General features: G+C 68.2%; 24 protein-coding genes. 12 read left to right on the top strand and 12 right to left on the bottom strand.

The window, feature by feature from the left end; translation table 11 throughout:
- Positions 1–32: 32 nt before the first annotated feature.
- On the top strand, positions 33–992 hold the full coding sequence (gene thiL, locus VARPA_RS02615; RefSeq protein ID WP_013538990.1) for a thiamine-phosphate kinase: 960 nt from the start codon (positions 33–35) through the stop codon (positions 990–992).
- On the opposite strand, the gene VARPA_RS02610 is transcribed toward thiL, so the two are convergent.
- Both VARPA_RS02610 and VARPA_RS02605 read right to left on the bottom strand, forming a co-directional pair.
- Positions 993–1,700 carry a DUF3053 domain-containing protein gene (locus VARPA_RS02610; RefSeq protein WP_013538989.1) on the bottom strand — a complete coding sequence of 236 codons (708 nt, stop codon included), beginning with the start codon at positions 1,698–1,700 and terminating at the stop codon, positions 993–995.
- 101 nt (positions 1,701–1,801) lie between these two features.
- A complete protein-coding gene (locus VARPA_RS02605) occupies positions 1,802–2,710 on the bottom strand; it encodes a LysR family transcriptional regulator (protein ID WP_013538988.1) in 909 nt (302 codons plus the stop codon).
- A gap of 102 nt (positions 2,711–2,812) precedes the next feature.
- On the opposite strand from VARPA_RS02605, the gene VARPA_RS02600 reads away from it, so the two are divergent.
- Positions 2,813–3,820, top strand: coding sequence for a Bug family tripartite tricarboxylate transporter substrate binding protein (locus VARPA_RS02600; RefSeq protein ID WP_013538987.1), 1,008 nt, complete (start codon positions 2,813–2,815; stop codon positions 3,818–3,820).
- A 44-nt stretch (positions 3,821–3,864) separates the two neighbouring features.
- Complete coding sequence (locus tag VARPA_RS02595; RefSeq protein ID WP_013538986.1) at positions 3,865–5,574, top strand: FAD-dependent oxidoreductase; 1,710 nt, start codon at positions 3,865–3,867, stop codon at positions 5,572–5,574.
- Between the two features lie 8 nt (positions 5,575–5,582).
- Here the strand turns inward: VARPA_RS02595 and VARPA_RS02590 are convergent, their stop codons facing one another.
- A complete protein-coding gene (locus VARPA_RS02590) occupies positions 5,583–7,046 on the bottom strand; it encodes an MFS transporter (protein ID WP_013538985.1) in 1,464 nt (487 codons plus the stop codon).
- 181 nt (positions 7,047–7,227) lie between these two features.
- Between VARPA_RS02590 and VARPA_RS02585 the strand changes: the two genes are divergently transcribed.
- Positions 7,228–7,764 carry a phosphatidylglycerophosphatase A gene (locus VARPA_RS02585; protein WP_041942749.1) on the top strand — a complete coding sequence of 179 codons (537 nt, stop codon included), beginning with the start codon at positions 7,228–7,230 and terminating at the stop codon, positions 7,762–7,764.
- A gap of 5 nt (positions 7,765–7,769) precedes the next feature.
- Entirely contained in the window at positions 7,770–8,297 is a 528-nt protein-coding gene (locus VARPA_RS02580) for a CinA family protein (RefSeq protein ID WP_013538983.1), read from the top strand.
- Between the two features lie 139 nt (positions 8,298–8,436).
- On the opposite strand, the gene VARPA_RS02575 is transcribed toward VARPA_RS02580, so the two are convergent.
- Entirely contained in the window at positions 8,437–9,621 is a 1,185-nt protein-coding gene (locus VARPA_RS02575; protein WP_234974922.1) for an Acg family FMN-binding oxidoreductase, read from the bottom strand.
- A 75-nt stretch (positions 9,622–9,696) separates the two neighbouring features.
- Between VARPA_RS02575 and VARPA_RS02570 the strand changes: the two genes are divergently transcribed.
- Genes VARPA_RS02570 through VARPA_RS02560 form a run of 3 tightly spaced genes read left to right on the top strand, consistent with a single transcriptional unit; the run spans position 9,697 to position 11,436 of the window.
- A complete protein-coding gene (locus tag VARPA_RS02570) occupies positions 9,697–10,593 on the top strand; it encodes a LysR family transcriptional regulator (protein WP_013538981.1) in 897 nt (298 codons plus the stop codon).
- A gap of 34 nt (positions 10,594–10,627) precedes the next feature.
- Positions 10,628–11,125, top strand: a complete 498-nt coding sequence (locus VARPA_RS02565; protein WP_013538980.1) for a nuclear transport factor 2 family protein — start codon at positions 10,628–10,630, stop codon at positions 11,123–11,125.
- The gene (locus VARPA_RS02560) at positions 11,122–11,436 is read left to right on the top strand and encodes a GNAT family N-acetyltransferase (protein ID WP_013538979.1); all 315 of its coding nucleotides are present in this window, start codon (positions 11,122–11,124) and stop codon (positions 11,434–11,436) included. The genes VARPA_RS02565 and VARPA_RS02560 overlap by 4 nt, the downstream gene beginning before the upstream one ends.
- Here the strand turns inward: VARPA_RS02560 and VARPA_RS02555 are convergent.
- Entirely contained in the window at positions 11,426–12,613 is a 1,188-nt protein-coding gene (locus VARPA_RS02555) for an MFS transporter (RefSeq protein WP_041943206.1), read from the bottom strand. The two genes, VARPA_RS02560 and VARPA_RS02555, sit on opposite strands and share 11 nt — an antisense overlap.
- 49 nt (positions 12,614–12,662) lie before the next feature.
- Positions 12,663–13,460, bottom strand: coding sequence for a UPF0149 family protein (locus tag VARPA_RS02550; RefSeq protein WP_013538977.1), 798 nt, complete (start codon positions 13,458–13,460; stop codon positions 12,663–12,665).
- 56 nt (positions 13,461–13,516) lie between these two features.
- On the opposite strand from VARPA_RS02550, the gene VARPA_RS02545 reads away from it, so the two are divergent.
- On the top strand, positions 13,517–15,214 hold the full coding sequence (locus VARPA_RS02545) for an FMN-binding glutamate synthase family protein (protein WP_013538976.1): 1,698 nt from the start codon (positions 13,517–13,519) through the stop codon (positions 15,212–15,214).
- Between the two features lie 64 nt (positions 15,215–15,278).
- Positions 15,279–16,181, top strand: coding sequence for a hypothetical protein (locus tag VARPA_RS02540; RefSeq protein WP_013538975.1), 903 nt, complete (start codon positions 15,279–15,281; stop codon positions 16,179–16,181).
- A 9-nt stretch (positions 16,182–16,190) separates the two neighbouring features.
- Here the strand turns inward: VARPA_RS02540 and VARPA_RS30075 are convergent, their stop codons facing one another.
- Entirely contained in the window at positions 16,191–17,663 is a 1,473-nt protein-coding gene (locus tag VARPA_RS30075; RefSeq protein ID WP_049794313.1) for a spermidine synthase, read from the bottom strand.
- Between the two features lie 26 nt (positions 17,664–17,689).
- Here VARPA_RS30075 and VARPA_RS02530 point away from each other — a divergent pair, with 26 nt between their 5' ends.
- Together VARPA_RS02530 and VARPA_RS30955 are read left to right on the top strand one after the other, a co-directional pair.
- On the top strand, positions 17,690–17,992 hold the full coding sequence (locus VARPA_RS02530) for a hypothetical protein (protein ID WP_144298938.1): 303 nt from the start codon (positions 17,690–17,692) through the stop codon (positions 17,990–17,992).
- 69 nt (positions 17,993–18,061) lie between these two features.
- Positions 18,062–18,256 carry a hypothetical protein gene (locus tag VARPA_RS30955; protein WP_144298937.1) on the top strand — a complete coding sequence of 65 codons (195 nt, stop codon included), beginning with the start codon at positions 18,062–18,064 and terminating at the stop codon, positions 18,254–18,256.
- A gap of 232 nt (positions 18,257–18,488) precedes the next feature.
- Here the strand turns inward: VARPA_RS30955 and VARPA_RS02525 are convergent, their stop codons facing one another.
- From VARPA_RS02525 to VARPA_RS02505, 5 genes are read right to left on the bottom strand one after another with little or no spacing between them, the layout of a single operon-like run.
- Positions 18,489–19,670 (bottom strand): TadE/TadG family type IV pilus assembly protein, encoded by a 1,182-nt coding sequence (locus VARPA_RS02525; protein ID WP_013538974.1) that lies wholly within the window; start codon positions 19,668–19,670, stop codon positions 18,489–18,491.
- Positions 19,671–19,698: 28 nt separating this feature from the next.
- A complete protein-coding gene (locus VARPA_RS02520; RefSeq protein ID WP_013538973.1) occupies positions 19,699–20,040 on the bottom strand; it encodes a DUF192 domain-containing protein in 342 nt (113 codons plus the stop codon).
- Positions 20,041–20,057: 17 nt separating this feature from the next.
- Positions 20,058–20,948 (bottom strand): type II secretion system F family protein, encoded by an 891-nt coding sequence (locus VARPA_RS02515; protein ID WP_013538972.1) that lies wholly within the window; start codon positions 20,946–20,948, stop codon positions 20,058–20,060.
- An 8-nt stretch (positions 20,949–20,956) separates the two neighbouring features.
- Entirely contained in the window at positions 20,957–21,814 is an 858-nt protein-coding gene (locus tag VARPA_RS02510; RefSeq protein ID WP_013538971.1) for a type II secretion system F family protein, read from the bottom strand.
- The gene (locus tag VARPA_RS02505) at positions 21,811–23,454 is read right to left on the bottom strand and encodes an ATPase, T2SS/T4P/T4SS family (RefSeq protein ID WP_013538970.1); all 1,644 of its coding nucleotides are present in this window, start codon (positions 23,452–23,454) and stop codon (positions 21,811–21,813) included. The genes VARPA_RS02510 and VARPA_RS02505 overlap by 4 nt, the downstream gene beginning before the upstream one ends.
- Between the last annotated feature and the right edge of the window lie 5 nt (positions 23,455–23,459).

Here is a 23,459-nt window from a genome sequence, read left to right as displayed (position 1 = left end):
ACCCGTCCCCCGCAGCGCTTATGCTCCACCCCATGGGTGAATTCGACCTGATCACACGCTATTTCAAACGCCCCGCCAAGCGCTCCCCGCTGGGCGTCGGCGACGACTGCGCCTTGCTCGCGCCCGCACCGGGCATGCAGCTCGCCGTGTCTTCCGACATGCTGGTCGAGGGCCGGCACTTTCTCTCGACCGTCGAGCCTTCGAGGCTCGGCCACAAGGCGCTGGCGGTGAACCTCAGCGACCTCGCGGCCTGTGGCGCGAAGCCGCTGGCCTTCACGCTCGCGCTCGCATTGCCGGGTGTGGACGAGCACTGGCTCGAAGGCTTCTCGCGCGGCCTCTTTGCGCTCGCGGACGAACACGGCTGCGAACTCGTGGGTGGCGACACCACACGCGGCCCGCTCAACATCTGCATCACGGTATTCGGCGAAGTGCCGGCCGGCTCGGCGCTGCTGCGTTCGGGCGCTCGGGCGGGCGACGACATCTGGGTCAGCGGCACGCTCGGCGATGCGCGGCTGGCGCTCGAAGTGTTCCGCGGGACGATCGCGCTGCCTGCCGACGTGTTCGCACAGGCTCGCATGCGGATGGAGCAACCCACGCCGCGCGTGACGCTGGGGCAGGCCCTGCGCGGCATTGCTTCGTCAGCAGTGGATGTGAGCGACGGGTTGGTCGGCGACCTGGGGCACATCCTCGGATCGAGCAACGTGGGCGCCACGCTCGATGTGGATGCGGCCGTGGGCACGGTGGCTGCGGCGGGCACGTCCGCGCTGAGTGTCGAGATGCTGCGCACCTGCGCGTTGTCAGGCGGCGACGACTACGAGCTTGTATTCACCGCACCGTCCTCTGCGCGTGCAGCAGTCGAGCAGGCCGGCAAGGACAGCGCCACGCGCGTGACGCGCATCGGTCGCATCGATGCCGAAGCGGGCCTCCGCATCGCCGACGCAAGCGGCGCGCCGGTGGCGCAGCGCTTCGGCTCGTTCGACCACTTCGTCTGATCAGCTTCCGCGCACCACCGCCTGCATCTTGCGCTGTGCGGCGTTGATCGCCGCGGACTGGCCGTTCAGGTTCTGCAGCATCTTGTTGAGCTCCGCCTGCACGGCCGGATCGGTCACCGTCACCGAGGCGCCGGAGATCTGGATCTTCGACTTGTTCTGCTGCAGGAACTCGCCCACGGCCAGCGCGCCGTCGAAGGTGGTGTCGAGCGCGGGGAACACTTCCTTGAAGGTGGCGGCCGGCGTCGAGACGGTCTTCTCGTAGGCCTTGTCGTAGACCTGCTTCAGGTCTTCGGGTTGCTTTAGTTGCGCGCGTGCGGCATCGGCCTTGGCCAGTTGCTGGTCGAGCGCGGTGCGCAGGCCCGCGAGGCCTTCCTTCGCCGCCTTGAGGTCGTCGCGGCGGGTCGCCAGGTCGCCGATGGAGCGCAGCGCGCCCTTGGCCATGACCTCGCCCATCGGCTGGCTCACCGACTTGTTCATGCCCTCGGTGAAATCGGTGATCACCGCGTAGTGCTGGGCGTAGTCGCCGAAGGACTTCTTCTGCTCTTCGCTCGGAGACGGCACGCGCAGGCCCGGCTTGTCGAGCACGCGGGTCTGAAGGAATTCGATGAAGGCGGTGCGCTGCTCGGCCTCCTTGTTGCCGCAGGCCGCGAGCATGAAGCTGAAGGCGAGGCACAGGCCGAGGACGCCGAGACGAACGATGTTCTTCATGGAGGGAGTGTTTTCTTTGTGGATGTGAGTCGTCAAGCATACGTCCGGCATATGGCTTTCAGAGGCGCCGCACGATCGCCCGAGCCGGACCGGCGAGGTAGCTACAAAGATTTCTTCAGTGCCGCAATGAAGGCGCGCGCCGCGACCGAGAGCGAATGCCCCCGCTTGATGACCAGCGAGATGTCGCGCGAGACGCGCGGCGCGCTGAGCACCTTGACCACCAGCGACGGATCGTTCGCGGCGCGCGCGAAGGCCGAGGGCATGATCGATGCGCCCATGCCGATGGCCGTCATCCAGATCGCGGAGGAGAGAAAGGACACCTCGTTCACCACGTCGAGCGCCACGCCGGCATCGGCCGCGGTGCCGTCGATCAGCGGCCGCACGCCGTAGCCCGCGCGCACGGTAATCAACGGGTGGCCGGCGAGGTCGGTCCAGCGCACGACGCGTGCCTTGGCGAGCGGATGGTCGTCGCGGCACACCAGGGCGAGGTGGTCGCGCATGAGCCGCTCGACCTCGACCTCGGCACCGGGCCGCTCGGGCGTGCCGATGCCAAAGTCCACATGCTCGCCGAGGATGCGCGAGATGAACTGGTCGGGCGCGCAGTCGTTGACCAGCACGCGAACTTTCGGATGCTCCTGGCTGAAGCTGCGGATCGCATCGGGCAAAAGGAAGGTGGCCAGCGTGGGCGTGATCGCCACCGACACGCGGCCGCGCTCCAGCGTGGTGAGTTCGCGAAAGCCGGTGGAGAGCGAATCGACGTCGCGCAGGATGCGCTCGGCCACAGGCAGCATTTCGTTGGCCGCCGCGGTCGGCTTGAGCGAGCGCGTGGTGCGGTCGAACAGGCGCGTGCCCAGGCCCTCCTCGAGCTGGCGGATCAGCATGCTCACCGCCGACTGGGTGACGAAGAGCCTTTGCGCGGCCGCGCTCAGCTTGCGCAGCTGGTGCACCGCGAGGAATGCGCGCAGCTGCCGGATCGTCGGGCTGAACGTAGGACTGAAGTTTTCATTCATAAGGCAATCTGATATTTGATACGAAATTTCTGGATTTACGAATGAATTTCCGCATCGTTCAATGGCTCCAAACAAAGTAAAAAGACAATCAAGGAGCCCTCCATGACAGCATCGATCGCCCGCACGGCGCCATCGCTTCGCAGGCAATTGCTGCTGGCCACGGCCTTCACCCTCCTGGCCGGGACCGCCCTGGCACAGGCCCCGGCCGCCGACTTCCCCTCCCATCCCATTCGCATGGTCGTGACCTTTCCGCCCGGCGGGAGCGCGGACGCGGTGGTGCGCATGCTGGTGCCGCGGCTCAACGAGAAGCTGGGGCAGCAGGTGGTGGTGGACAACCGGCCCGGCGCCGGTGGCAACGTGGGCCTCACGCTGGTGGCGAAGGCGCCGGCCGACGGCTACACGCTCGGCCTCGGCGCGGCGGGGGCGCTCACCGCCAATGTGAACCTTTATCCGCAGATGCCCTTCGACCCGGTGAAGGACTTCAAGCCGGTCGGCATGGTCGCCGCCACGCCGTTCGTGATCGTCGGGCATCCCTCCATCGGCGCGCGCACGCTGCGTGAACTGATCGCGCTGGCCAAGGCGAAGCCGGGCACGCTCTCGATGGGCCACGGCGGCAACGGCACCGCGATGCACCTCTCGACCGCGCTCTTCGCGCAGATGGCCGACGTGAAGCTGATCGAGGTGCCCTACCGCGGCTCGGGCCCGGCCGCGCTCGATGCAATAGCCGGCCAGGTGCAGCTCGCGCTGGTCGATCTGCCCGCCTCGCTGCAGCAGATCCGGGCCGGCAAGCTGATCGCCTTCGGGGTGACGAGTGCACAGCGCGTGCCGATGCTGCCCGACGTGCCCACCGTGGCCGAAGCGGGCCTGCCGGGCTACGACTCGACCGGCTGGTTCGGCGTGGTGGCACCGGCCGGCACGCCCGCGCCGATCGTGGCGCGGCTCAACGCGGAGCTCAACGCCGCGCTCGGCGACGAGCAGATCAAGGCCTCGATGCGCAACCTCGGCGCGGAGCCCGCACCGACATCGACCGAGGCCTTCGAGGCCTACATCCGCAGCGAGACGAAGAAGTGGGCCAAGGTGATCCAGGTCGCCAACATCAAGCTCGACTGACGGAACAGAACAAGACAGACAGAGACAACAGGGAAGAACGAACCATGAACGACACCACACTGAAGGCCGACGTTCTCATCATTGGCGCGGGCCCCGTGGGCCTCACGCTGGCCATGGACCTCGCATCGCGCGGCGTCTCGGTGATCGTGTGCGAGACCCGCCGCTTCGCCGAACCGCCGAACGTGAAGTGCAACCATGTGGCCTCGCGCACCATGGAGCAGTTCCGGCGCCTGGGCGTGGCGCAGAAGCTGCGCGATGCGGGCCTCCCCGCCGACTACCCCAACGACGTGGTGTTCCGCACCACCGTGACGGGCACGGAGCTCACGCGCATTCCGATTCCGTGCCGGCGCGACCGCTACACCGAGACCGAGGGGCCCGACGCGTGGTGGCCCACGCCCGAGCCGCCGCACCGCATCAACCAGATCTACCTGGAGCCCATCCTGCTGAAGCACACGGCGGCGCTGCCGGGCGTGCAGTTGCTCAACCGCACGCAGTTCGCAGGCTTCACGCAGGACAGGGAAGGCGTGACCGCGATCGCCATCGAAATGGACAGTGGCGTCACGCGCAGCATCCGCTGCCGCTACATGGTCGGCTGCGACGGCGGCAGCTCCGTGGTGCGCAAGCAGATCGGCGCCAAGCTCGAAGGCACGGCCGTCATCCAGCGCGTGCAGTCGACCTTCATCCGCGCGCCGCAACTGCGCGACATGATCCCCGGCAAGCTCGCGTGGTCGACCTACGCGATGAACCCGCGCCGCTGCGGCACGATGTTCGCCATCGACGGACACGAGACCTGGCTCGTGCACAACCACCTGAATGCCGAGGAGCCCGAGTTCGATTCGGTCGACCGCGACCAGGCGCTGCGCGACATCCTGGGCGTGGGCCCCGATTTTCAGTACGAGGTCATCAGCAAGGAAGACTGGATCGGTCGCCGCCTCGTGGCCAACCGCTTTCGCGAAGGCCGCGTGTTCCTCGCGGGCGATGCGGCGCACCTGTGGGTGCCCTACGCGGGCTACGGCATGAACGCGGGCATCGCCGACGCGCTCAATCTCTCGTGGCTGCTGGGCGCCTGCGTGCAGGGCTGGGGCGACGAGGCGATGCTGGACGCCTACGAGGCCGAGCGCCAGCCGATCACCGAGCAGGTGTCGAACTTCGCGATGGACCATGCGCAAAAGATGATCCGCGCGCGCCGCGCCGTGCCGCAGAACATCGAGGCGCCCGGCCCCGAGGGCGATGCGCTGCGCGCCGACATCGGCAGCGAGGCCTACGCGCTCAACGTGCAGCAGTTCTGCTGCGCCGGGCTGAACTTCGGCTACTTCTACACGGGCTCGCCGATCATCATCGCGGACGGCGAGCACACCGCGCCGCCCTACTCGATGGGCGACTTCACGCCGTCCACCGTGCCCGGCTGCCGCGCGCCGCACTTCTGGCTGGCCGACGGCCGCTCGCTGTACGACGCGTTCGGCCCCGGCTACACGCTGCTGCGCTTCGACCGCAGCGTGGACGTGCGGCCGCTGGAGCGCGCCGCGCAGAGCTACAGCATGCCGCTCACGGTGCTCGACATCGAGACCGCCGAGGTGCCCAAGGTCTACGCCCACCGCCTGGTGCTGTGCCGCGCGGACCAGCACGTCGCCTGGCGCGGTGCGCACCTGCCGTTCGACGTGTACGACTTCGTCGCCATCCTGCGCGGCGATGCCAAGCGGGTGCGCGAGCGCAAGCGGGCGCTGGCTTGGGAAGGCGTCGTCGCGGCCGCCTGAGCGCTTGCCTAGGAACGTTCCGCGACCACGCGGTAGGCCAGCCACGCGGCCAGCGCAGGGGCGAGCGCGAAGCTCGCGAACAGCCACACCGCCGCCGACTGCGCACCCTCGACGCCGCCCGGCAGCGTGAGGCCCGCCGCGTTGGCCACCAGCCCCGCCACCGCCGCGCCCACCGCCATGCCGTAGAGCTGGATCGTGGTGATCGAGGCGGAGGCCAGCCCTTCTTCGCCCTTGGGTGCCAGCGACAGCACGCGCGTCACGAGGTGCGGCCAGCCGATGCCCACGCCCGCGCCCACAACGGCGAGTGCCATAGCGACCAGCGCGGTCTCGAAGCCCGCGCCCAGATGTCCCGGGAACGGCAGCAGCAGCGCCAACGCCACGAGCCCCAGCGTGCAGGCCACCGGGCCGGCGCGCAGCATGCGGTCGGCACCCGCACCGCTGCGCCCCGACGACAGCAGCGAACCCGCGCTCCAGCCGCCGGCCATGGCGGCCGTGAGGTAGCCCGCCGCAAGTGGCGAATGGCCGTGCAGCAGTTGCAGGAAGTACGGCACGAAGATTTCGGTGGTGGTGCCGATCAGCAGCAGCGCCACGCTCGCGTAGATGGCGCCCAGCGGCGCGCTCAACATGTACGCACCGGTCGGCAGGAGCCGCACCGTGGCCTCGCGATCGACGCGCGTGGCGACGACGCCGACTCCCAGGCCGAGCACCACGCCCGCCGCCTGCAAGGCGAGGTCGGCCAGGAGTCCGCTCGCCGCGATCACCAGCACCGAAATCGCGAGCAGCGCGATCTGCAGCGCCGGAATGCGCGGCATCTTCGCCGGCCTTGCGTGATGCACGCCGGCACCTGGACGCAACTGCACCGTCACCAGCAGCGCCTGCGCCGCGGCCACCGGCAGCAGGAACCAGAAGGCCCAGCGCCAGTGCCCCGATTGCGCGAACAGCCCGCCCACCGCCGGCCCGCACAGCGTGGCGACGCCCCACATGCCCGACACCAGCGCCACCGCGCGCGGCCACAGCCGCTGCGCGAACACGAGCTGGATCAGCCCGTAGCTCAGCGCCGCGAGCATCCCGCCGCCCAGCCCCTGCACCGTGCGTCCGGCGAGCAGCCAGTGCATTGCCGGCGCGAGTGCGCAGCCCACCGAACCGGCGGTGAACACGGCCAGCGCCGCGAGGCACGCGCCGCGCGGCCCCAGCACCGCGAGCAGACGCACCGACAGCGTGGCCCCGAGGATCGAGCCGACCACGAAGAGCGTGGTGCTCCACGCATACCAGTCGAGCCCGCCGATCTCGCGCACCACCGAGGGCAGCACCGTGGTCACGATATGGACGTTGACCGCATGCAGCGCGACGCCCCCGGTGAGCGCCAGCGCGCGCCAGCCGTTGCGGCCGGTGAAGAGTTCGCCCCAGGCGGCCGTGGCCGGCGGCGAGATTGAAGAAGGATCGGCGACGGAGGAGGAAGCAGCAGGCGGCATGGCGAACCCGAAAGACTGGAAAGGAGTCCGGATCCTAGGCGTCCAAGACCAATTAAACAAGCTATTGCTTTGATAAAAAGGCCGGAGCCCTTGATCGCCCAAAGCCCGGATGCGCGACACTTCGGGCTTGATGCAAGCCGCTTCCCCTTCTTCCTCCTCTCACGCCACCGCTTCCGGCGCCATGCCGCAACCCTCGATCCGCCGCCCCACCCTGCGCTTCCTGTTCGGGCATCCGGCGCACGCCATCGCCCTGGGCTTCGGCTCGGGCCTGCCGCGCTTCGCGCCCGGCACCGTGGGCACGCTCTGGGCCTGGGTCGCCTTCGCGGTGATGCAGCTGTGGTTCACGCCGGCCACCATCGGCTGGATCATCCTGGCGTCGCTGCCCATCGGCTGGTGGGCCTGCACGGTGACGGCGCGGGACATGAACATTGCCGACCCCGGCGCCATCGTGTGGGACGAGGTCGTCGCCTTCTGGATCGTGCTCTGGCTGGTCACGCCGGCCGGGCTCTTCGCGCAGGCCATCGCCTTCGGCCTGTTCCGCTTCTTCGATGCCGCCAAGCCCGGCCCGGTCGCCTGGGCCGATGGGCTGTTCAAGCAGCGCGACGCCGTCCAGACCAGCCAGGTGCGCTGGTGGCACGCGGGCTTCGGCATCATCCTCGACGACCTCGTGGCGGCCTTCTGCACGCTGCTGGTCATTGCCCTGTGGCGCGCCTGGTGAACACCATGGATTCTTCTTTCTCTTCGACGTTGTCGTCGCCGCTCCCCGACCAGGACACGCCCGCGCTGGTCGCGGCGGTGGCCGAACGGCTGCTGCAAAAAGGCTGGATGCTCTCTACCGCCGAGAGCTGCACCGGCGGCCTGATCGCCGCGGCCTGCACCGAGCTGGCGGGTTCGAGCGCCTGGTTCGAGCGCGGCTTCATCACGTACTCCAACGCGGCGAAGACCGAACTACTGGGCGTCGATGCGGCCTCGATCGATGCCCACGGCGCGGTCAGCGAGCCGGTGGCGCGCGCCATGGCCCTCGGCGCCATTGCGCGCTCGGCCCCGTCGCGCGCGGCCATCGCCGTGACCGGCATCGCCGGCCCCACGGGCGGCACGCCCGAAAAGCCGGTCGGCACGGTGTGGTTCGGCTGGTGCGTCGACGGGCAGATCCGCACCGAGCGCCGCCGCTTCGACGGCGACCGCGCCACGGTGCGGGCGGCCACGGTGCACTACGCGCTGCAGACGCTGGTGACGCTGCTCACGGAATAGGCCGCCTGCGCCTGTTCGCAGCCGTCCGGTCTTCTTCGTGGAACACCGCGGAACCGGCTCTGCCGGGCCGCAGGTGTTGCCCCCGGCGAGGGGGTTGGAGAAGCGACACGAAGTGCGCGTAGCCTGGGGGAGTGCCTATTCAAGCCATCATGAAATCGCCGATGGCGCGGCGCGGCGCGGCCTGCACCGGCGAGATCGGATAGCCGAGCCGGCACATCATCTGCAGCGTCGGGCTGCGCGCATTGCGCGGCGGTTCCGTACCCAGCAGCAGGTCGTGCGCCGCCGTGTGATGCGGCGCCATTTCCGCGAATTCCTCCAGCGGCTGGCTCATCGGGTGCAGGCCCACGCCCAAATCGGTGGCGCGCAGCTGCTGGCGCACATAGGCGCGGCCCGCGGCGATCTGGTCGGTGCGGCTGTTGCCGCGCGTGCTGAGCCAGACGAAGCCCATCGCCGTGTTGGCCTGGTCCTCGAACATCTGGAAGGTCTGTTTGAACGATTCGCTGTCTTCCGAGGCGGGCACGTTGCGGTCGAACTGCCCCAGCGCGATCGCCAGGCGCAGCGCCGGGTCGTTGCGCGAGAAGCCGTCGCGGTGTTCGAGGATTTCCTGCGGCCCGACGCGCAGCATCCGCAGGTTCTCCAGCGCCGTGCCGGGCGTGGCGATCTCCACGCGCGCGGCCGCCGCACAGAGCTTGCGCAGCACCCGCACGCGGGCCATGTCGACCGTGCCGTCGGCCTGCACCGTGCCGCCCGCGGGCGCGATGGCGGTAAGCCCCTGCAGCATGTCGCTCGACACCGGCCGGGCGGTGTCAAAACGCTGCTTCGGCGTGCGGCGGCGCAGCACCTGCGCGAACAGCGGATCGGGCGCGCCGCCACTCGCCAGCCGCAGCCGCGCCACCGGTACATGCGGCCAATGCCGCGGCTCCAGCGGCAATTCGCCCTGCGGCCACAACTGCACGCTGGCCAGGATGCCCTGCTGCGCCAGCGCCATCACCAGCAGTTCGATGAAGGCGCCGTGGCCGATGAGGGCCTGCCGGCCGTACGGATCGGTCTGGGGCAGCAGGCGCTCGCGGTCGCAGTAAAGAACGATGGCCTCGGGCTCGCGCAGGTCCACCAGCCACGGCTGGCAGTTGTAGGCAGTGGGCGCGGTGACCGCGTAGGCCACGGCGCGCCTGCGCGCATCGGGCTCGTTGCCGGGGCCGTTCCATATCTCGAGTGCGGCAGCCGGTATGTCGGAGTGCAGCCACCAGGTTGCCAGAGCAACCGCGCCTGCCGCCACCACCACACCGCCTCCCAGCAGCCGGACAAAATTTCTTCGTTCGTCCATTGCCCGCATTATCGAAAGACGCCTTTCAATTCACAATGCGTCAACTTTTGATACCTGCTATGCGGAACTGAATACGTGGGCCTGGACAGCAACCTCGATTTCGACTGGCGACTGGTGCGCGCGTTCCTCGCCGCGCTCGACCACGGGAGCCTCTTGGCCGCCTCGCGCGCACTGGGGTCGAGCCAGCCGACGCTGGGGCGGCACATCGCCGAACTCGAAACCCAACTGGGCGTGGTGTTGTTCGAGCGCACCGGCCGGGGCCTCAGGCCCACGGCCATGGCGGCGCGGCTGGCCGAATCGGCGCGGGCCATGGAAAGCGGCGCGGTCTCGCTGTCGCGCAGCGTGTCGGGCGCCAATGCCGCCACCGCGGGCACGGTGCGCATCTCGGCCAGCCAGGCCACGGCGCGGCAGATGCTGCCGGCCCTGCTGGTGCGCATGCGGCAGGAGCTGCCGGAGATCCAGGTCGAGCTGGTGTCGACCAACGAGGTCAGCAACCTGCTGCGGCGCGAGGCCGACATCGCGATCCGCATGACCGAGCCCACCACCGCCACCGTGGTGGCGCGGCGCATCGGCCGCTTCGCGCTCGGCGCATTTGCCCAGGCCGACTACCTGCGCCGCCGCGGCACGCCGCGCCAGACGGCCGATCTGCTGCGGCACGACGTGCTGGGCTACGACCGCATCGACACCATCGTTCGCATGTCCGCGCAGCTGGGCACGCCGCTGCAGCGCGAGGACTTCTGTTTTCGCACCGACGACATGGGCGCTTATTGGGAGGCGCTGCGCCAGGGCATGGGCATCGGCTTCGTGAGCGAGTCGCTCGCGCGCACCGACAGCCAGGTGCAGCGCGTGCTGCCGCAACTGAAGATCCCGTCGCTGCCGGTGTGGCTCGCAGTGCACCGAGAGATCCGCACCGACCGGCGGATCCGCGCCGTCTATGATTTCCTCGCGCGAAACATCCCGGCGTCGATCTGACAGATTCCTCCCCCGAAAACTCCAAGAAGGCCTCATGACAGCAGCCACCAATGCCCAGACCATCGAGCGCTTCTACAGCGCGTTCGCCAAGCTCGACGCCGCCACCATGGAGGCCTGCTACGCGCCCGACGCGGTGTTCGACGACGAGGCCTTTTCCCTGCGCGGGCGGCGCGAAGTGGGCGGCATGTGGCGCATGCTGGCCGGCGCCACCAAGGCCAAGGGCGCGGACGTGTGGCGCTTGACCTTTCGCGACGTGCAGGCCGACGACACCACCGGCAGCGCCCACTGGGACGCGCACTACCGCTTCAGCGCCACGGGCCGGCTGGTGGACAACAGCGTCGATGCCCGCTTCACCTTCACGCCCGAGGGGCTGATCGCCACGCACCGCGACACCTTTCCGTTCTGGACCTGGTCGCGCCAGGCGCTCGGCACGCCGGGCCTCCTGCTGGGCTGGACGCCGATGCTGCGCAACAAGGTGCGCGCCACGGCGGCCGGCAATCTTTCCAAATTTCTTTCGAGCCAACCCTCATGAGCAACAACGACATCGTTTTCACTTCCAACGAAGCAGCCCACCGCTACGAAGCCGCCATCGACGGCAAGCTCGCGGGCTATGCCGAATACAACCTGCTGACCGACGCGATCATGTTCACGCACACCGAGGTGCTGCCCGAATTCGAAGGCAAGGGCGTGGGCTCTGGCATTGCCAAGCACGTGCTCGGCGAGGCGCGCACGAAGGGTCTGCATGTGATTCCGGTGTGCCAATTCATTGCGGGCTACATCCGCAAGCACCGCGAATACGCCGACCTCGTGCGGCCCGATATTCAGCGCGCCTTCAAGATCTGACAGTCACGGCCTTCGGCGCGGGCAACCACGCGAAGGCCGCGATGCCGATCACCAGCAGCGTGGCGATCGTGGCCAGCACGGCCGTGAGCGGATCGCCGCCATGCGCCGCGGCAATGGAAGCCGCGACGCCGGTGCCCCACTGCATCAGCGCGACGCCGAGGAACATCGCCATCGTGAAGACAGCCATTGCGCGCCCGGTGAGCGTGACCGGATAGGCCACGCGCACATCGGCGTACTGCCACACGATGAAGCCCGAGAGCACGCCGATCAGCACCATGCCGAAGATGTCGAGCCAGGCCGAGTGCAGCACGGCGATGAGCGCGAAGAGCGCGGCATAGACCAGCGCGCAGATCACGATCCAGCGGCGGCGCGATGCGCCATCGCGGTCGAGGCGCCCGAACAGCGGCGCGCCGATGAGCGAGATCACCGACACAGCCAGCGCGACGTTGCCGCTCTGCACCAGCGAGTAGCCGTGGCGCTCCATCATCAGCGGCCCGAGCCACAAGCCCCGCAGCGAGATGAAGGCGGCATACGTCACCGCGCCGAGCACCATGATGCCCAGCGTGTGCGGCATCGCGAACAGCGCGCCGAACTGGCGGATCGCTTCCGGAATCGACTCTTTCACCTGCGGCACGGCGGACGCGGGCTCATGCACCCAGTGCCAGATCGCGAGCCACGCAAGCGCGGCCGCAACGGCCAGCACGAGGAACCCCGCGCGCCACGAATACGCCTCGACCAGCCACGCGAGCGGCGTACCGGTGACCAGCATGCCGATGCCGCCGATGGCGAGCACCATGCCCGACACGGTGGCGAAGCGCGCCGCCGGAAAGTGCCGCGCGATGAAGACCGTGCACACCAGGAAAGCCGGCGCGCAGCCCACGCCGATCAGCGCCTGCCCCGCGACCAGCACGAGATAGCTGGACGACACGGCCGAGAGCAGCGCGCCCGCGATGGCGATCGGAAAGGCCACCAGCACCGTGCGGCGCACGCCGTGCAGGTCGATGCCGATGCCCATGAAAAGCTGCATCGCACCGAAGGCGAAATGAAAAGCCCCCGAGAAGATGCCGAGGGCCTGGGCGGAGAGCTTGAAATCCGTCTGCAGCGGGCTGGCCATGATGGCGCCGACTGTGCGGAAGGCCTGGCTGAGTGCGACCCCGGCGCAGAGCGCCAGGACCATCACCCAGGCCGCGCGCGGCGTCAGCGGCGCGGCGCTCTCCGGACCAGTGCTAGGCGGCACCGTGGCACTTCTTGTATTTCTTTCCGCTGCCGCAAGGACACGGATCGTTGCGCCCCGGCGTGGCTTCCTTGCGGATCGTCTCGACCTTCGGCCCCAGGCTCTTCCAGAGTTGGCGCAGGTCGTACACCGCCCAGATGGCGGCGCCGAAGTCGTCCAGCCGCTGCTGGCTCACGCTGGGCGGGCCGTCTTCGCTGTACATCGACACCGTGGGCTTGGCCTTGTCGTCTTCGGTCAGCGCGACGATGTTGTCGAGCGCGTCGTCGAGCATCTGCGCGGCGTCCTTGTCGCGCGGGGTGGCCCAGTCTTCAGGCCAGTTCTCGACCGCGTACATGAAGCCGAGCGCCCAGACCTGGGCGAACGAGGGGATCGCCTCGCCCGCCACTTCGGCGCGCTCTTCCTCGGGGAGCGATGCGATGGCGCCGCGGGTGTCGAGCACCTCGGGCTGCCAGCTGCGTTCGTCGTCGAGCGTTTCGACGGGGGCGTCCAGGCCTTCTTCGATCTCGCGCCAGCGGCGCTTCCAGTTCCAGACGAACTCCATGTGCTGGGCCGGCACGAAGCTGTCGCCCAGCAGCACGGGCCAGTATTCGGTGGGCTCGATGGACCGGCGGGTGCAGATCAGCGCGGCCATGAAGCCTTCGCAGAACTCCCACTGGGGGATTTCCTCATCGTGCTCGCGCATGGCGTCCAGCGCGGTGTCCAGGGCATCGAAATCGTCGGGGCCCAAGGGTTCCTGGGCGGGTGCGGCGGGGATCTGTGGGGTCTCGGGGGTAGGAGGGGAAGTCGTCATGGCAGGTTCGGGGCAGCCCTCTATGATGCAGCAGGCTCCCGGAGTCATCTATTTCTATGCCCACGATTATTCCGTTTCCGGCGCGCTACAGCGCTTTTGCCTTGTGCGTGGTCGGACTGGTCGCCTGCCTGGCCTTCGTGCTGGTGTCGCCGCATCTGTGGCTCGCGTGGATCGGCGTGGCGGTGTTCGCGGTACTTTCAGGTACCGGCATCCACGACCTGCGGCAGCCGCGGCACGCGATCCTTCGCAACTACCCGGTCATCGGCCACCTGCGCTTTCTGCTGGAATTCATCCGGCCCGAGATGCGGCAGTACTTCATCGAGAGCGACTCGGAAGCAGCCCCGTTCTCGCGCGCGCAGCGCTCGCTGGTCTACCAGCGCGCCAAGGGCGAGCCGGACAACCGGCCGTTCGGCACCCAACTCAATGTGACCATCGCGGGCTACGAGTGGATCAACCATTCGATGCAGCCGACCAAGCTCGCGAACCACGATTTCCGCATCGTGATCGGCGGCACGCCGCAGCCGACCGATGGGAACTCCGCGCAGGTCTGCACGCAGCCGTACAGCGCCAGCGTGTTCAACATCTCGGCCATGAGTTTTGGCGCGCTGTCGGCCAACGCCATCCTCGCGCTCAACCAGGGCGCCAAGATGGGCGGCTTCGCGCACGACACCGGCGAGGGCTCGATTTCGCAGCACCACCGGGTGCATGGCGGCGACCTGATCTGGGAAATCGGCTCGGGCTACTTCGGTTGCCGCAACGACGACGGCAGCTTCAACGCCGAGCGCTTCACCGCCAACGCGCGCGACCCGCAGGTGAAGATGATCGAGATCAAGCTGAGCCAGGGCGCCAAGCCAGGCCACGGTGGCGTGCTTCCTGCCCCCAAAGTCACGCCCGAGATCGCGGCCGCGCGTGGCGTGCCGGTGGGCGTGGACTGCATCTCGCCCTCCTCGCACAGCGCGTTCTCCACGCCGACCGAGATGATGCATTTCGTCGCGAAGCTGCGCGAGCTCTCGGGCGGCAAGCCGACGGGTTTCAAGTTCTGCCTCGGCCATCCGTGGGAATGGTTCGGCATCGTCAAGGCGATGCAGGCGACCGGCATCACGCCCGACTTCATCGTGGTCGACGGTGCCGAGGGCGGCACGGGCGCGGCACCGGTCGAGTTCAGCGACCACGTGGGCGCACCGCTGCAAGAAGGTTTGCTGCTGGTGCACAACACGCTCATCGGCGTGAACCTGCGCCACCGCATCAAGATCGGCTGCGCCGCCAAGGTGATCACCGCCTTCGACGTGGCCCGCATGATGGCGCTGGGCGCCGACTGGTGCAACGCGGCGCGCGGTTTCATGATGGCGCTGGGCTGCATTCAGGCGCAGAGCTGCCACACCGGCCACTGCCCCACGGGCGTGACCACGCAGGACCCGCTGCGCCAGCAGGCGCTGGTGGTGCCGACCAAGGCCGACCGGGTGCGCAACTTCCATCGCAGCACGCTGCATGCGCTGCAAGAGCTGGTGCAGGCCGCGGGCTTGGATCATCCGCAGCAGATCACCGCCCACCACATCGTGCGCCGCATTTCCGACACCGAGGTGCGCCTGTTGAGCAACCTGGTGATGCAGGTGCAGCCGGGCGCGCTGCTCGGGCCGCTCGATGCGCAGCACAATGTCTTTCGTACCTACTGGCCGCTGGCCAGTGCAGAGAGTTTTCAGCCCGTGACCCAAAGCCCGCAAGGGCTTGTGCCGGGCTTTGCAATGGCCGCATGAGCGCAGCGCCGGGCCGCCCCAAGCAAGCTTGTACCGCAGCACGAAGTGCGGAGGTACCTACCTGATGAATCCACTGAGACGAGGCGCTTCGACGCGCCTGCACAGCGCAAAGGGCGCGGCTTCCGCGCCGGCGCCGCTTGACGCGCTGCCCAATACGCCAGCCCCCGGCGACTACGCCGAGTTCCTGCGCGTCACCCTGCCCAAGCAAGAAAAGAACGTGGCGAGCCACCGCCTCGGCAGCGAGCGCGTGTGGCTCAAGAAGGCCGGGCCGCGTCATGGCAAATGGGGCTACCGCGTGATGGCGGCGGTCGCGCGGATGGTGCGGCTGGACATCATCAAGCCGGTGCCCAACCCGGGCGGCGAGGCCGCCATCGCTACCGAGGCGCGGCGCCTGAAGCAACTCGCGGCCGCAGGCCTGCGCGTGCCCACCGTGCTCGCACAGCAACCCGATGGCCTCTTGATCTCCGACCTCGGCGAAAGTGGCCGTGCCACCGTCGTGCTGCAGGAGCGGCTCGATCAAGCAGCAGCGGCCGGCCCCGCCGCGCTGCTCGCGGTATGGCGCGAAGGTCTTGCCGCCATCGCGGCCGTGCACGTGCGCGGCCAGCACCTGAGCCAGGCCTTCGACCGCAACCTCGTGCAGTGCCCGGACGGCGTGATCGGCTACATCGATTTCGAGGACGACCCCGCCGAGGTCATGACGCTGGCCGAATGCCAGGCGCGCGACTGGCTCAGCTACCTGCACTCCACGGCCATGATGCTGGAGGCCGCCGCGCCACAAGCCGCCGGCCAGCACTGGCATGCCGCGCTCGCCACGGTGAACGAAGAAGTGCGCGAGCGCATCGCGAATGCGGCGCGCCGCATGAAGTGGGCGCGCAAGCTGCCCGCCAGCCGCCGCTGGGGACGCGACACGCAGCGCGTGCGCGCGGTGGCCCGGCTGCTCGGGCGCTGGCACGACGCAGCCGCCTGACGCTCTAGATCAAGGCTTCGTCGTCCAACGCAGCGCGCCCAGCAGGTTGCTGTGGTCGTCGGTCCACGTCGTCACGCCCGCGGCATCGATGGCCTCACCGCGCTCGCGGATCACCGGGTCCTGCAGAAAGCGCGGGTCGCGCGTGAGCAGCACGTATTCCGACGAATGCTCGAGCGTGAGGTTGTTGGGCACGGGCTCGAAATGCATGCGCAGCGCCTGCATGCCCGCATCCTCGGCCAGGCGCTTGACCACCGGCGCGAGTAGCAGGTGCCGGTTGCTGATGTGGAAGGCGATCACGCCCGTGGGCAGCAGGTGCTTGCCATAGAGCGCCAGTGCCTCGCGCGTCATCAGGTGCATCGGGATCGCATCGCCCGAGAAGGCATCGACCACGATCACATCGAAGCGCTGCGAACCCTGCGCATCGAGCTCCTGCTGCATCAAGAGGCGCGCATCGCCTTGCGCGACTTCGACCGTCGCGGGCGAATCGGCGAGGTAGGTGAAATGCGAGCGCGCCGCCGCCGTCACGCGCGGGTTGATCTCGTAGAAGCGCACCATATCGCCGGCACGCCCATAGGCCGCGAGCGTGCCCACGCCCAAGCCGATCACGCCCACGCGCTGGGTCTCGCCGCGGTTCGTGAGCAGCGCCAGACCGGCGCCGGATTTCGGTCCGTAGTAGGTGCTCGGCAAGCGCCGCTGCACCGCGCCCTGCAGTTGCTCGCCGTGCGAGATCACGCCGTGCATCAGCCGGCGCGACGCGGTCAGCGCGCCCGGAATGCCGAACTGCTCCACGCGCAGCGCGCCGTAGAAGTTGCGCACGCGCAGCATCGTGCGGTTGTCGGCTTCGAGCACGCTGTACACCGAGAGCCAAGCCACCGCCACCGAGGCCAGCGCGCCGGCCAAGCCCGCGGCCGCCAGCCATGAGCGTGCGCGCCATGCGGTGTAGCCCACCGCGAAGAGCGCCAACGCGCTCACCGACGCATACAGCACGTTGAGCGACACGGCCACCGCGTCCATCCGCAGGAATGCCGCGAAGCCCACCACGACGGCGAACGCGAACACCGTCCACACCCATTGCAGGCGCCCGCGCGTGAGCCACAGCACGATCAGCCCCGGCGCTGCAAGGCTCGCCGGCAGCTCCCAGTAGCCGTTGAAGAAATGCGGCGCGACCACGCCAGCGAAGATGCCGCCCACCGCACCGCCCAGCGCCAGCAGCAGGTAGAAGCGCGTAAGGCGCTCGGGCCCGGGCCGGGCGCGTGCGAGTTCGCCGTTCGCGAACATGCAGATCGCGAAGAGGCCGACGCAATAGAGCCCGATGGCCGCGGCGATCGGCAGCGAACGCTGCGGCGTGTTCAGGTACCAGCCCATCACCGGCGGGAGCACCACCACCGCGGGCCAGAAGAGCCAGCGCCGGTACCAGAAGTCGCTGTCGAAGCAGAGCACGAAGCTCAGCAGGTAGAGCGCGAGCGGCACGATCCACAGCATCGGCACCGAGGCCGATGTCCTGCGTGATGAAGGCCGACACCGCCAGCAGCGCGACCGTGCCGAGTGCGGCCAGCACCAGCCACAGCAACTGGTCCTTCCACGAGAGCGGCAATGTCGGCCTCGTCGGCGCTTCTGTGGCGTTCGCTGTCGACATCGGCTTTGCCTTCGCCACGGCCACCACCGACACGATCGCCAGCACCGCGAACAGCCCGAAGCCCACCGACCATGCCATGGCCTGCGCATGCAGCGCGAACACCGGCTCCAGCACGAAGGGATACACCACGAGCGCCGCCAGCGCCGCGAGGTTCGACAGCGCGAACAGCCGGTAGACCTTCGCCTGCCGCGGCGCATCGCCCGCATGCAGCCGCGCGACCCAGCTCTGCACCAGCGGCCCGGTGGTGCACACCGCGAGATACGGCAGCCCGATGGTGGCGGCCAGCACCGCGAGCACGCCCGCCGAGGGGTCGCCCTGCCCGGTCGGCTTCCACGCCGCATCGGGAATCACCGGCAGCATCGCGCAGGCCGCGAGCAAGAGGAGCGCATGCACGACGGCCTGCGTGCGCAGCGGCCGGCGCGAGAGCCGGTCGGCATAGAAATACCCGACGAGCAGCACGACCTGAAAGAACACCAGGCACAGCGTCCACACCGCAGCCGAGCCGCCGAACCACGGCAGGATCTGTCGCGCGATCAGCGGCTGGACGAGGAACAGCAGGAAGGCCGAGACGAAGATCGTCGATGCACAAAGCGCCAGAGCGCCAGCGCCGCGCGCAGCGTGCGCGTCCTGCGCGGTGCCCGCGCCATGCCCGTCGTGCACTGCCTCTTGCATCAGGGCGCTTTGCCCGGGTTCGGCACCTGGTCGAGCTGGCCCTTGACCGAGGCGTCCCAGATGGCCGGGCAGAAGGAGTTGCCGTCACCGACCTTGTCGGCCAGCGCGTCGACGCCGCTGGCCAGCAGCTGCGAGGCCCACTCGGTGCTGTTGTTGCGCACGAAGGCGAAGATGTTGGTCATGGCGTCCTGCGGTTTCTCCAGCACGTTGATGCCGAGATTGTTGCTCCATGCCGGGTCCCACTGCAGCTCGATGCTGCGGTCGCCCCGCGGGCCGAACGAATAGAACGGGTGCCAGAACATCGGCGACTCCATGCCCGCCACGCCCTCGGCCGACAAAGGGATCTTGCCGTTGGCGATGTAGTACGCATCGAGCTGGTTGAGGCGGAAATCGGTGCCGGGCGCGGTCGCGCCGTCGGTGGACATGAGCTTGAACCACGCCTCGCCCACGAACTGGTAGCCCTTGAGCGCGGTGAGAATGATCTTGTTGGCCACCGGAATCCCGAGGCGGTAGCCGTAGTGCACGCGCAGGTGCAGCACGCTGGCTTCGCCCAACGTCTTGTTCGACACGTTGCCGCGCAGTTCCGCATCGGGCGGCAGCGGATCGCCGATGCCCACGGTGGTGCTCATGGCCTTGGCCTTGAAGTCGTAGGGCAGCGGCTTCCGGTAGCGCATGGTGTCGTTGGGGATCTGCATGATCCAGCGGTTCTGGCCGAAGTTCTCGATGAAGGCCCAGTCGATGAACGTGGTCTGCGTCGGATTCAGGTACTCGATGCAGGCCGACTGGATGAGGTCGGTGTTGGTGTCGATCCAGCCCTTGAACATGCCGCCCACGCTGGCCTCTCGCACATTGAGCGGCATCATCCCCTTGACCAATCCTTGCCACACGCTCCCGCGCGTGAGCGCGTTGGTGGTGAGCTCCAGCGCCGCGCTGTTGAGCGTGGAGAGGCCCGGCACGGTCGAGTTACCCATGCGAAAGATGAAGGGCAGCGGCATGCCGTTGTTGAGCGAGCCCGCACGCGCGGCCTCGTGCGCCGCGTACTCCAGCGTGAGGCGCGCGCGGTAGATGAGGCCGAACTGCACCACGCACATCACGAACAGGATCAGCACCGGCAGCGCGATCATGGTCTCGGTCATGGAGACGCCGCGCTGGCGGCGCTTGGGTTGAAGCGTGGAATGCATTGCTGTTCTCCTGTGCTTTCGTGGGTGGTTACCAGCCCGACAACTTCGACCCCGGACGCAGCGCGAGCCGCCGCGCCTGGCCCGCCGCCAGTTCGAGCACGTGGGCCGCGCGCAGGCACATGGCCACGCGCATCGGGCGCAGGCTCTCGACCACGCGCGCGATGCCGCCGTGCCGGTCGAGAAAGACGACGTCGATCGGATAGCGCATGCCCACCGTGTGCACCGAGCTGCAGCGCATGATCAGAAGGCCCTCGCTCGCGGCCAGCCGCGGCCGCCCGAGCAGCCCGCGTGTGCGGTCCCAGCCGCGTTCGGCCACGCGCACGGGACCGAAGGGCTGGGCCTGGGGGGAGCGGAGGGAGACGATGCGCATCGGTGATTTCAGTGGAATCAGTGGTTCTGCGTTTCGAGGAACTGCATCACCAGCGGGAAAAAAATGATGATGAAGGTCACCGGAAAGATGAAGATCACCAGCGGCCCGATCATCTTCACGGGCGCTTCCATCGCGAGCTTCTCGGCCATCTGGAAACGCTCGGTGCGGCGCTGGTCCGAAATGGCCGAGAGCGTGTCGGCCAGGCTCGCGCCCAGCGACTCGGCCTGCGTGAGGTTCGACACCAGGCTCTTGATGTGCTTGTTGTCCAGGCGATCGGCCAGCGCGTTGAGCGCGTCCATGCGGCTCGCGCCGGTGCGCATCTCGCGCATCATCCGGTCGAACTCCTGGCCGAGCGCGCCGCCAGGGCCCTTCTGCACCGCCTGCGCGATGGCACCGGTCAAGCTCAGGCCCGCCTGGCAGCACAGCGTGATCATGTCCAGGTAGCCTGGCAGCGTGCGCAGGATGTCCTTCTCGCGGCGCTTGCGGCGGTCGCGCATCCACATCACCGGGTAGAGCCACCCGGTCACGCAGGACGCGAGCGTGACCCAGATCTTGGTACCGGCGGTGGCGTCGAGCAGGCCCGCGGTCCAGAGACCGAGCGCGGCGACGATGAGCATCGATACGCACTGCACCGCGATGAACTCCTCGGCCTTCAGCACGAACTCCAGGCCCGCGAGCTGCAACTGGCGCTTTCTCTTGACCAGCATCGAGGTCGGCGCGATCTCCGACACATGGAACTGCAGGATGTTCACCACCGGCCACACCAGCCGCAGCATGCGCGGCAGCGGGTCCATGTGCGTGCGCTCCGAAGGCCGGGCCTTGCGGATCAGCGAGATCATGTAGAGCAGCAAGATCACGCCCGTGGTCGCGCACAGGAAAATGATGGCCAGGAGGATCAGCGAGCGCATGATTCTTCCTAGATATCGATGGCGACGATCTTGCGGATCATCGCGTAGCCCAGCATCAGCATGATGGCGATCACGGTCAGCACGACCCATCCGATCGTCGTGGTGAACAGGAGCGACATGGTCGGCTGCATCAGGTAGAGCACGCCCATCAGGAGCAGCGGAAAGAGCGTCATCACCAGGCCCTGGATGCGGCCCTGCGCCGTCAGCGCCTTGATGCGGCCTTCGAGAATGGCTTTGCGCCGCAGCGTCTCGGCCAGCACCTGCAGAGGCTCCGACAGATTGCCGCCCACTTCCTTGGAGACGCGCAGCGCCACCACCACCAGCACGAAGTCGGGGATGCCGAGGCGCTGCGACATCTTCTGGATCGCGTCGTCAAAGCTCACGCCCAGGCGCTGCTCCTTGAGCACCAGGCCGAACTCCTGGCCGAGCGGGCCGACCTGGTCGCGCACCAGAACCTGAATCGCAACCGAGAGCGCGCTGCCGGCGCGCAGCGCGCTCGCAATGAAGAGCAGCGCATCGGGCAACTCCGATTCGATCTGCTGCCTGCGCTTCTTGCGTTGCCATGCGAACCAGCGCGCTGGCAGGAGATACAGCACCACCGCGGCCACCACGCCGCCGATCAGGTTGCCCGAGATGAGCCAGCCGACCGCGCCGCACAGCGCCACAAGAAATGCATGACCCGAAGCGAACGCCACCGCATGCTGCGCCTGGAACTCCGAGAGGTTCAGCGTGCGGCGGCCGCTTGCCTGCAGCTTGCTCATCATCTTGCCGACCAGCTCCGGCGAGCGCTGCAAAAGCAGGTAGCCGCACAGCGTGATGAAGCCCATGCCGCAGAGCACGGAGGCCAGCAGGATCATTCCCTTCATGCCGTGGTCTCCCCGAAAAGGTATTCCAGGTCGAGCTTCAGGCCATGCTCCTGCAGGCGCGTGAAGAACTCGGGCACGGTGCCCGCGGCGGTGAAGTGGCCGATGGTCTTGAAGCTGTCGTCCACGCCGGTTTTGCGGAAGGCGTACACGTCCTGCATCTGGATCATGCCGTCGGCAAAGCCCGTGATCTCGGTGATCTGCGTGACCTTGCGGCTGCCGCACGGAAAGCGCGTGAGCTGCACGATCAGATCGACCGCCGAGGCGATCTGCTCGCGGATCGCCGCCACCGGGATGTTCATGCCCGCCATCGTCACCAGCACTTCCAGCCGCGACATCGCATCGCGCGGCGAGTTGCTGTGCAGCGTGGTGAGCGAGCCGTCGTGGCCGGTGTTCATGGCCTGCAGCATGTCCAGCGCCTCGCCGCCGCGGCACTCGCCCACCACGATGCGGTCGGGCCGCATCCGCAGCGAGTTGCGCACCAGGTCGCGAATCGCGATGGCGCCCTTGCCTTCGATGTTGGCGGGCCGCGATTCGAGCGACACCAGGTTGGGCTGGCCCAGCGAGAGCTCGGCGGCATCCTCGATGGTCACGATGCGCTCGTTCGGCGGAATGAAGTTCGACACCATGTTCAAGAGCGTCGTCTTGCCGGTGCCTGTGCCGCCCGAGACGATGATGTTGAGCTTCTCTTCCACCGCGATGCGCATGAAGTCCACCATCTGCGCGGTGATGGAGCCGGTGCGGATCATCCCCTCGTGGCCCATGCGGTTCTTCGGGAATTTCCGGATCGTGACGCTGGGTCCGCGCAGCGCGAGCGGCGGAATGATCGCGTTCACGCGCGAGCCGTCCTTCAGGCGCGCATCCACCATCGGCGAACTCTCGTCGATACGCCGGCCCAGCGGCGTCACGATGCGCTCGATGGCGCCGAGCACCGCGATGTTGCTGGTGAAGGCAACGTTGGTGCGCTCCAGCCGGCCCGCGCGCTCGATCCAGATCTCGTCGAAGCGGTTGACCATCACTTCGGTCACGCTCTCGTCTTTCAGCAGCACTTCGAGCGGACCGAGGCCGATGGCTTCGTCCAGCAGTTGCTGGCTCAGCAACGCGCGGTCGAGTTCGGGCGGCATGTCGCGCGTGTCGCGGATGACCTCGGCGATCAGCGCGCGGATGTTGGAGCGCAGCTCCTCGTCCTTCATCTGCGCGGTGTCGATGCGGCGGTTGTCCAGTTGCTGCAGCAGCGTGCGGTGCAGCGAGCGGCGCCATTGCAGCAGCGGGTCCTCGATGGCGAGCGCCGCTTCGGCGTACTGCGCCGCCTCGGCCGCCTCCTGCGGATCGGCGCCCGCGGGCTTGAGCGCCACGTCGAGCGACACCACCAGCGTGTGGCCGCCGATGATGATTTCCTCGCCGCCCTTCATCGGGCCGAAGCGCGTCACCCGGTTGCCATCGACCCAGGTGCCGAAGAGGCTGCCCAGGTCCTGCACGAACACTTCCTCGTCGTGCAGCACGAACTGGGCGTGCAGCTTCGCGACGTTCCAGCCCGACAGCACGATGTGGTTGCCGGCGTCCTTGCCGACCTGGAGTTCCGCGACATCGATCGGGACCTCGCGCACGACCTGCTGCGGGGAATTGACGAAGACCTTGTGCATGGTGG

Source organism: Variovorax paradoxus EPS, assembly GCF_000184745.1.
Taxonomy (GTDB): Bacteria; Pseudomonadota; Gammaproteobacteria; order Burkholderiales; family Burkholderiaceae_C; genus Variovorax; species Variovorax paradoxus_C.
This window is presented reverse-complemented; position numbering and strand designations above follow the sequence as displayed.

Bases quoted from the DNA above. Each gene is read 5' to 3' on its own strand.
- VARPA_RS02550 (WP_013538977.1), bottom strand. From the start codon at position 13,460: ATGACGACTTCCCCTCCTACCCCCGAGACCCCACAGATCCCCGCCGCA.
- VARPA_RS02545 (WP_013538976.1), top strand. From the start codon at position 13,517: ATGCCCACGATTATTCCGTTTCCGGCGCGCTACAGCGCTTTTGCCTTG.
- VARPA_RS02585 (WP_041942749.1), top strand. From the start codon at position 7,228: ATGCCGCAACCCTCGATCCGCCGCCCCACCCTGCGCTTCCTGTTCGGG.
- VARPA_RS02600 (WP_013538987.1), top strand. From the start codon at position 2,813: ATGACAGCATCGATCGCCCGCACGGCGCCATCGCTTCGCAGGCAATTG.
- VARPA_RS02555 (WP_041943206.1), bottom strand. From the start codon at position 12,613: ATGGTCCTGGCGCTCTGCGCCGGGGTCGCACTCAGCCAGGCCTTCCGC.
- thiL (WP_013538990.1), top strand. From the start codon at position 33: ATGGGTGAATTCGACCTGATCACACGCTATTTCAAACGCCCCGCCAAG.
- VARPA_RS02580 (WP_013538983.1), top strand. From the start codon at position 7,770: ATGGATTCTTCTTTCTCTTCGACGTTGTCGTCGCCGCTCCCCGACCAG.
- VARPA_RS02525 (WP_013538974.1), bottom strand. From the start codon at position 19,670: ATGCATTCCACGCTTCAACCCAAGCGCCGCCAGCGCGGCGTCTCCATG.
- VARPA_RS02575 (WP_234974922.1), bottom strand. From the start codon at position 9,621: ATGGACGAACGAAGAAATTTTGTCCGGCTGCTGGGAGGCGGTGTGGTG.
- VARPA_RS02610 (WP_013538989.1), bottom strand. From the start codon at position 1,700: ATGAAGAACATCGTTCGTCTCGGCGTCCTCGGCCTGTGCCTCGCCTTC.
- VARPA_RS02510 (WP_013538971.1), bottom strand. From the start codon at position 21,814: ATGAAGGGAATGATCCTGCTGGCCTCCGTGCTCTGCGGCATGGGCTTC.
- VARPA_RS02520 (WP_013538973.1), bottom strand. From the start codon at position 20,040: ATGCGCATCGTCTCCCTCCGCTCCCCCCAGGCCCAGCCCTTCGGTCCC.
- VARPA_RS02505 (WP_013538970.1), bottom strand. From the start codon at position 23,454: ATGCACAAGGTCTTCGTCAATTCCCCGCAGCAGGTCGTGCGCGAGGTC.
- VARPA_RS02540 (WP_013538975.1), top strand. From the start codon at position 15,279: ATGAATCCACTGAGACGAGGCGCTTCGACGCGCCTGCACAGCGCAAAG.
- VARPA_RS02565 (WP_013538980.1), top strand. From the start codon at position 10,628: ATGACAGCAGCCACCAATGCCCAGACCATCGAGCGCTTCTACAGCGCG.
- VARPA_RS30075 (WP_049794313.1), bottom strand. From the start codon at position 17,663: ATGCTGTGGATCGTGCCGCTCGCGCTCTACCTGCTGAGCTTCGTGCTC.
- VARPA_RS02605 (WP_013538988.1), bottom strand. From the start codon at position 2,710: ATGAATGAAAACTTCAGTCCTACGTTCAGCCCGACGATCCGGCAGCTG.
- VARPA_RS02590 (WP_013538985.1), bottom strand. From the start codon at position 7,046: ATGCCGCCTGCTGCTTCCTCCTCCGTCGCCGATCCTTCTTCAATCTCG.
- VARPA_RS02595 (WP_013538986.1), top strand. From the start codon at position 3,865: ATGAACGACACCACACTGAAGGCCGACGTTCTCATCATTGGCGCGGGC.
- VARPA_RS02515 (WP_013538972.1), bottom strand. From the start codon at position 20,948: ATGCGCTCGCTGATCCTCCTGGCCATCATTTTCCTGTGCGCGACCACG.
- VARPA_RS02530 (WP_144298938.1), top strand. From the start codon at position 17,690: ATGAAGGCCGACACCGCCAGCAGCGCGACCGTGCCGAGTGCGGCCAGC.
- VARPA_RS02560 (WP_013538979.1), top strand. From the start codon at position 11,122: ATGAGCAACAACGACATCGTTTTCACTTCCAACGAAGCAGCCCACCGC.